The following is a 6,873-nucleotide window of genomic DNA, read 5'->3' as shown; positions in this document are numbered from 1 at the left end:
AATATTATTTGCAGAAGAAGCGAGATAGGGATTCTCATTATTGCTTTGTGTTTTGGTATCCCTAAGCATGGCAGATAAATCTGTGGAATCTATGAGATTCTAAATTTATAGAATTTGATGTTTTTTGTATCACTTTTTAATTCCTTAATTTCTTATATATAACATTAATTAAAACATTTTTATTTTAAAATAATTGGTGTTACAAAAGGCGTATGAGTCCCTACAACCAGAGTTTTATTGTTTTTAAATATTTTTAAAAACTTTGTTCGTGTTTTTGTAGCTTGATCTTTATCTATATCATAAATTACAGAAATATTAGGATTATTAACTTGCACATCAAAAGCATGAAGCAAATCTGCCCAAAAAATTAATTTTTCCTCCTTATTTTCATTAAAACTAATAATATTATGACCCGGTGTATGTCCGTAAGCTTTAATTGCTCTTATGTCTAAACTATCGCTAGGCAGTAATTTATTTTTGTGGTCAAAAAATATCTTATTTGTATCATAGAGTTGGAGTATGGTTGCATTGGTATTATCACTATTAAGCCAATAATTATATTCTTTTTCATCAATTAGCATTGTAGCATTTGGAAAAGTTCTATTGCCATTATTTCCCAAACCACCAATATGATCAAGATGTCCGTGAGTAATGATAATATGAGTTATATCATCAGTATTTATATTTAATTCTTTAAGTGAGTTTTTAAGGATATTTATCGTATCTGGATATCCTGTATCTACAAGTGCAATAAAAGAATGATTTTTAATTAGCATTATATTATGTTGATTAAATTGTTCTTTATCCTTATATGTTTCATTTATTAGCTTTTTATCGTGTTGGGTATTGGGTATAAGTATAGTTTTTTTTATTAGATTTTGTTTAAGTGAGATAATATACACATCACTATCGCCTATTTTAATATAGTAGGTTTCTTTTGCAAAACTAAAAATAAAAATAGTTAAAAATAATAGCAAAATACGCATTTATAGCCTCCTAAATATTATGTAGTGATTTATTATATAATTATCTCACATTACTACTTAGAAACTATGATATCTTAAAAATATCATAATTAAGTGCAATAAATTTATCAAATTTGATTGGCTTCTTTTAGCATTTTATATTCTTCATTGCTAAATACTCTTGATTCTAATATAAAACTTTTTCCTGTGCCATACTCTAAAGAAAATTCACTTCCATTTTCTTCTAGGGCATTTAATATAAGCTGAGTATGTTTAAAATATTCATATTGAGCTTTATGTATATAAAAAGGAACAGAATCTATTTCACCTAAAAGCAAATCATTTTCTCCTATTTTAAAATCATTTTTTTCATAACAATATGGGGTAGAACCATCACAACATCCACCTGATTGATAAAAAATTAATTCCTTGTATTCTTTTTTAAGACTTTGTATAAGCTTTAATGCAGAATCTGTTGCTATAACTTTTTTTGGTAGCATAATATTACTCCTTTTCTAATGAAATATACCTTTAATACCTTGTAAAACAAATCTCCATCTTGCTTCTACAAGATGTTTTAACCAAAGTGCAATTTTACCTTTAAGTTCTTTTTTACCTAATACACCTACTGCATTTTTTGCCCCTAAAGAACAAATAGTTCCTTGTGCTTCATAAGAAAACTCTGTATCAAAAGCTTGATTTTCAAGTTTAGCTTCTAAAACTCTAGCAAGATATTTACCTTGTTTAGCGGCTATTTGAGCAGTTGGTGGATAAAATCTTCCACTTAAAGGATCTTTTAAAGCTGCACAATCACCTAAAATAAAAATATTATTCATATTATTTTTTTGATTAATAGGCTGTAAATAAGCATTAACTTCAACTTTACTTCTTGCTTGAGTAAAAAAAGAAGAATTCTGTATTACTTCATTTCCTTTTACTCCAGCCGTCCAAATTATTAAAGAAGCATTAATTTTACGTTTTTGTCCATTTTCTTCTACAATAATACCATCTTTTTCACATTGTAGAATCTTACAAGCTGTGGCTAAATGTATTCCTAAACTTTGAAGATAAGTGCTAGCTATATTAACTAAATTATTACTAAACATAGGTAAAATATTAGGCATAGCTTCAACACAAGTAAGTGTGATATCTTTTGTCTCTACGCCTAAAGCCATGCATCTTTTAGGAAGTTCTTCAGCTAAAGAGGCTATAAGCTCTACACCACTAAAACCTCCTCCACACACAATAAAATGAAGAGCTGTATTATCACCTTTCTTATAATCAAGAATGCGTTCTGTAATTTTTTCATTTAAGCTTAAGGCTGAATGATAATTAATTATAGGAAAGGCATGTTCTTTAATACCTTCTATACCAAAAGTATCACTTTGAAAGCCTAAACCGACAACTAAAATATCATATAAATATGTAGAATTTTGAGTTAAAACTTCTTTTTCTTTAATTTCTACAATCGTATCTTCAATGAATTGCACTTGTGGTGGTAAAAGTTCATTTATATCAAATAATACTTGTTCTTTTTTAAAACCACTTACAACTTCATGTAAAAGTACACTAAGATAGTGAAATTTTGTTTGTGAAATTAGAGTAAATTCCGCCTTAGAAAAAACGCTTTTATCTAATGCTTTAATTAAGGATAAGTTTGCATATCCTGCCCCAAGTAATAATACTTTTTTCATAGTTTAAACCTCATTAATAAAATAATATATTTAATCAATATAAATTTTTTAAAACCTATATTTGAAAGATTTAAAATTTTATTACTATGACCTTAGTCATATTACCAAGTGATATTAACAGCTGGTTTAATAAGATTTTTTGGTTTATCTTTCATCATAGCAAGAGCTTGTTCTATTTTATCAAAACCCTCTAGTCTATGAGTAATAATAGGATTAACATCAAGTTTTTTAGTTTGTAAAAGTTTGGCAAGTTTTTCCATACGATAACGACCACCTGGTGTTAAGCCACCCTTAATAGTTTTATGTCCCATTCCTACATTCCATGCAATTCTAGGTATTGTTATATTTTCTCCTGTTCCTAAATAATTTACATTACTTACAATTCCTCCATTTTTCAAACAAGCACAAGCATCACCTATAGTGCCTAAGCCTCCTCCTGCAATTAAAACTTTATCAACACCATTTCCCTTTGTTAGTTCTAAAATTTGGTCTTGAAAAGCTCCTTTTGTAAAATCTATATAGTGAGTTGCTCCATAATGTTTTTTAGCAATTTCTGCACGAAAATCAACACAATCAACAGCATAAATTTCAGCTGCTCCCATTAAATTTGCACCAGCAACTGCCATAAGTCCAACTGGTCCAAGTCCAATAACAGCAACACTTTCCCCAGGAGTAATTCTTGCATTTTCAGCACAATGAATACCTGTTGTAACCATATCACAAAGCATAACTGCTTCTACAGGACTTACACCTTCTGGTAAATGAGCTAAATTTCCATCAGCTTCATTTACATGAAACTTTTGTGCAAAAACTCCATCTTTAAAATTAGAAAATTTCCAACCTGATAATGCACCTCCACTATGTTGCGCAAATCCTCTTTGTGCTTCTATAGAATTCCAATTAGGTGTAATAGCTGGTGCAATAACTTTATCTCCAACTTTAAAGTCTTTCACCAATTCTCCAACCTCTATAATTTCGCCTACCGCTTCGTGCCCTAAAAACATATTATGTCTCTCGCCAATTCCACCTTCATAACAAGTATGTAAATCAGAAGTGCAGGGTGCAACTGCCAAAGGACGACAAATTACATCTAAAGGACCACATGGAGTTATAGCTTCCTTTTCAATCCAACCTACAGAACCTATTTTAAGCATAGCAAAACCTTTTATCATAATTAATTCCTTTAATAAAGTAATATCTTAAATATATTTTTAATTTATATAAATTTCTAAATAAAATAATTTGTTTTAAAAAATAATATTATTTTCAAAATTAAATTAAGATTCTTGCATTATGCAAGAATCTTAATTTTTACTGAGCCATATCTAAAACCATTCTCCCATCAATTTGTCCTTTTCTCATTTTATCAAAGACTTCATTGATGTTTTCTAGTTTTGTAGCAGTTACATGAGCTTTTACTCTGCCTGTTTGAGCAAAATTTATGGCTTCTTGTAAATCAAGTCTTGTTCCTACAATAGAGCCTCTTACTGTAACTCCATTTAGAATCATATTAAATATATTAACAGGAAATTCTCCTGGAGGTAGTCCATTCATAGCAACAGTTCCGCCTCTTCTTACCATACCAACAGCTTGTTTAAATGCTATAGGATGAACAGCAGTAACAAGTACTCCGTGGGCTCCTCCATTAGTTTCTTTGCGAATTTTATCTATAGTGCCTTGTTCGCCTAGTTCTTTTGCATTAGCTACAATTTCTGCACCATATTTTTTTGCTAATTCAAGTTTTTCATCAGCAACATCTACAGCTGCTATTCTTAAACCCATAGCTTTAGCATATTGAACAGCTACATGACCTAAGCCACCTATACCAGAAATGACAACCCATTCACCAGGTCTTGCTTCAGTCATTTTTAAACCTTTATACACAGTTACTCCTGCACAAAGAATAGGTGCAATTTCAACAAGTTGTTGATGAGAAAGATTTTTATCTAAAACACCTACATAATCAGCAGCCCCAATTGCATACTCTGCAAATCCACCATTAACTGAATATCCTCCATTTTGTTGGCTTTCACATAAAGTTTCCCAACCAGAAAAGCAGTGGTCACAATGTCCACAAGCACTATATAGCCAAGGAATACCAACAACATCTCCAACTTTGAGATGTGTTACACCTTCTCCAACCTCTACTATTCTTCCTACCCCTTCATGACCTGGTATTAAATTTCCTTTTGGTTTCACAGGCCAATCTCCATCTACCGCATGCAAGTCTGTATGACAAACTCCACAAGCCTCTATTTTAACCAATATTTCACCTTGTGAAGGTTTTGGAATTGAGACTTCTTCAATTACAAGTGGTTTTCCAAATTCTTTGGAAACAGCAGCTTTCATAGTTTTCTTACTCATAGTTTATCCTTTTATTTTAAATTTAAAATTTACCACATAAACCACAAAAACAAATTTATGTTTTTGTGGTTTATAGTAATAAATATTTAAGTATGAGACTTATAATCTCATACTTAATTTAATTAAAAGAAACCTAACTTTTTAGGTGAATAGCTTACAAGTAAATTTTTAGTTTGTTGGTAATGCTCTAACATCATTTTGTGTGTTTCTCTACCTATACCACTTTGTTTATATCCACCAAATGCAGCGTGTGCAGGATAAGCGTGATAACAATTTGTCCATACACGACCTGCTTGTATATTTCTTCCAATACGATAGGCTCTGTTTATATCTCTTGTCCATACTCCAGCTCCTAAACCATAAAGCGTATCGTTGGCAATCTCTAAAGCTTCTTTTTCATCTTTAAAAGTAGTAACCGAAAGAACGGGACCAAAAATTTCTTCTTGGAAAATCCTCATTTTATTATGTCCTTTAAATATAGTTGGTTTAATGTAGAAACCATTTTTAAGCTCCCCGTCTAATATATTTTGTTCTCCACCTATAAGACATTCTGCTCCTTCTTCTTTACCTATTTTAATATAGTTTAAAATAGTATTAATTTGATCTTGACTTACTTGAGCACCCATCATAGTATCTGGGTTAAGAGGATTTCCAGTTTTTATGGCTTGGACTCTTTTAAGCACTTTTTCTATGAATTTATTGTAGATGCTTTCTTGGATTAAGGCACGACTTGGGCAAGTACAAACCTCTCCTTGATTGAAAGCGAAAAGAACTAAACCTTCTATAGCTTTATCTAAGAAATCATCATCTTTTTCCATAACATCTTCAAAGAATATATTTGGAGATTTTCCTCCAAGTTCTAAGGTTACTGGAATAATATTTTCAGTAGCAAACTGCATAATTTGTCTTCCTACAACAGTTGAGCCTGTAAAAGCTACTTTAGCAATTTTTGGACTTGTAGCTAGAGCTTTTCCTATTTTACCACCACTTCCATTTACAACATTTAGAACTCCTGCTGGAAGTAAATCCCCTATAATATCCATAAGTACTAATATACTTGCTGGAGTGGGACTTGCTGGTTTTAAAACTATACAATTTCCAGCTGCAAGTGCAGGAGCTATTTTCCAAGCAGCCATTAAAAGTGGGAAATTCCAAGGTATGATTTGACCAACAACACCTAAAGGTTCGTGAAAATGATATGCTACTGTGTCTTCATCAATTTCACTAATTCCTCCCTCTTGTGCTCTTATACATCCAGCAAAATACCTAAAATGGTCAGCTGCTAAGGGAATATCTGCATTTAAAGTTTCTCTTATAGCTTTTCCATTATCCCAAGTTTCAGCATAAGCAAGAAGCTCAAGATTATCTTCAATTCTTTGTGCTATTTTTAAAAGTATGTTTGAGCGTTCAGTTACAGAAGTCTTTGCCCAAGAAGATTTTGCTTTATTTGCAGCATCAAGTGCAATATCAATATCCTCATTACTTGAAAGCGGGACTTTTGTAATAACTTTACCTGAAATTGGCGTAATATTTTCAGTGTATTGTCTGCTTTTTGGAGCAAGCCATTTACCATCTATATAATTTTCATATTGGTTTTTAAAAACCTTAGTGCTATCTTCATAAATACTCATTATTTCTCCTTATATATGTAAATATAGATATAAAACATTTTTTTTGTTTTATATCTATATTTAAAAATAAATAATGATAAAAAATACTTTTTTAAATTATTTTTTTAGCATTAATATTAGTTTTATTACTTTTTGTAATGAAGAATATTAGGAGGTATAAAAATATGGTTATATATTATAGTCTGTTTTAAAAGGTAAAGTAATAAGTTAAATATTAAC

6 protein-coding genes are annotated in these 6,873 nt (G+C 30.6%); all 6 read right to left on the bottom strand.

The window, feature by feature from the left end:
* Window positions 1-179: 179 nt before the first annotated feature.
* The 6 genes from CQA44_RS05990 to CQA44_RS05965 all read right to left on the bottom strand — a co-directional run bounded on the left by CQA44_RS05990 (window position 180) and on the right by CQA44_RS05965 (window position 6,654).
* The gene (locus CQA44_RS05990) at window positions 180-986 is read right to left on the bottom strand and encodes an MBL fold metallo-hydrolase (RefSeq protein WP_115546373.1); all 807 of its coding nucleotides are present in this window, start codon (window positions 984-986) and stop codon (window positions 180-182) included.
* Window positions 987-1,093: 107 nt separating this feature from the next.
* Window positions 1,094-1,465, bottom strand: a complete 372-nt coding sequence (locus tag CQA44_RS05985; protein WP_115546372.1) for a DUF779 domain-containing protein — start codon at window positions 1,463-1,465, stop codon at window positions 1,094-1,096.
* A gap of 15 nt (window positions 1,466-1,480) precedes the next feature.
* Entirely contained in the window at window positions 1,481-2,659 is a 1,179-nt protein-coding gene (locus tag CQA44_RS05980) for an NAD(P)/FAD-dependent oxidoreductase (RefSeq protein WP_115546371.1), read from the bottom strand.
* A gap of 101 nt (window positions 2,660-2,760) precedes the next feature.
* Window positions 2,761-3,831, bottom strand: a complete 1,071-nt coding sequence (locus CQA44_RS05975; protein ID WP_115546370.1) for an NAD(P)-dependent alcohol dehydrogenase — start codon at window positions 3,829-3,831, stop codon at window positions 2,761-2,763.
* Window positions 3,832-3,970: 139 nt separating this feature from the next.
* A complete protein-coding gene (gene adhP, locus CQA44_RS05970; protein ID WP_220272144.1) occupies window positions 3,971-5,023 on the bottom strand; it encodes an alcohol dehydrogenase AdhP in 1,053 nt (350 codons plus the stop codon).
* 122 nt (window positions 5,024-5,145) lie between these two features.
* Window positions 5,146-6,654, bottom strand: a complete 1,509-nt coding sequence (locus tag CQA44_RS05965; protein ID WP_115546369.1) for an aldehyde dehydrogenase family protein — start codon at window positions 6,652-6,654, stop codon at window positions 5,146-5,148.
* Window positions 6,655-6,873 lie beyond the last annotated feature (219 nt).

It is taken from the genome of Helicobacter sp. MIT 14-3879 (assembly GCF_003364125.1).
The sequence above is the reverse complement of the archived record's forward strand: the minus strand, read 5'-3'. Positions and strand labels throughout refer to the sequence as shown.

Excerpts from the sequence above, each read along its gene's own strand:
- CQA44_RS05965 (WP_115546369.1), bottom strand. The coding sequence starts at position 6,654 with ATGAGTATTTATGAAGATAGCACTAAGGTTTTTAAAAACCAATATGAA.
- adhP (WP_220272144.1), bottom strand. The coding sequence starts at position 5,023 with ATGAGTAAGAAAACTATGAAAGCTGCTGTTTCCAAAGAATTTGGAAAA.
- CQA44_RS05975 (WP_115546370.1), bottom strand. The coding sequence starts at position 3,831 with ATGATAAAAGGTTTTGCTATGCTTAAAATAGGTTCTGTAGGTTGGATT.
- CQA44_RS05980 (WP_115546371.1), bottom strand. The coding sequence starts at position 2,659 with ATGAAAAAAGTATTATTACTTGGGGCAGGATATGCAAACTTATCCTTA.
- CQA44_RS05990 (WP_115546373.1), bottom strand. The coding sequence starts at position 986 with ATGCGTATTTTGCTATTATTTTTAACTATTTTTATTTTTAGTTTTGCA.
- CQA44_RS05985 (WP_115546372.1), bottom strand. The coding sequence starts at position 1,465 with ATGCTACCAAAAAAAGTTATAGCAACAGATTCTGCATTAAAGCTTATA.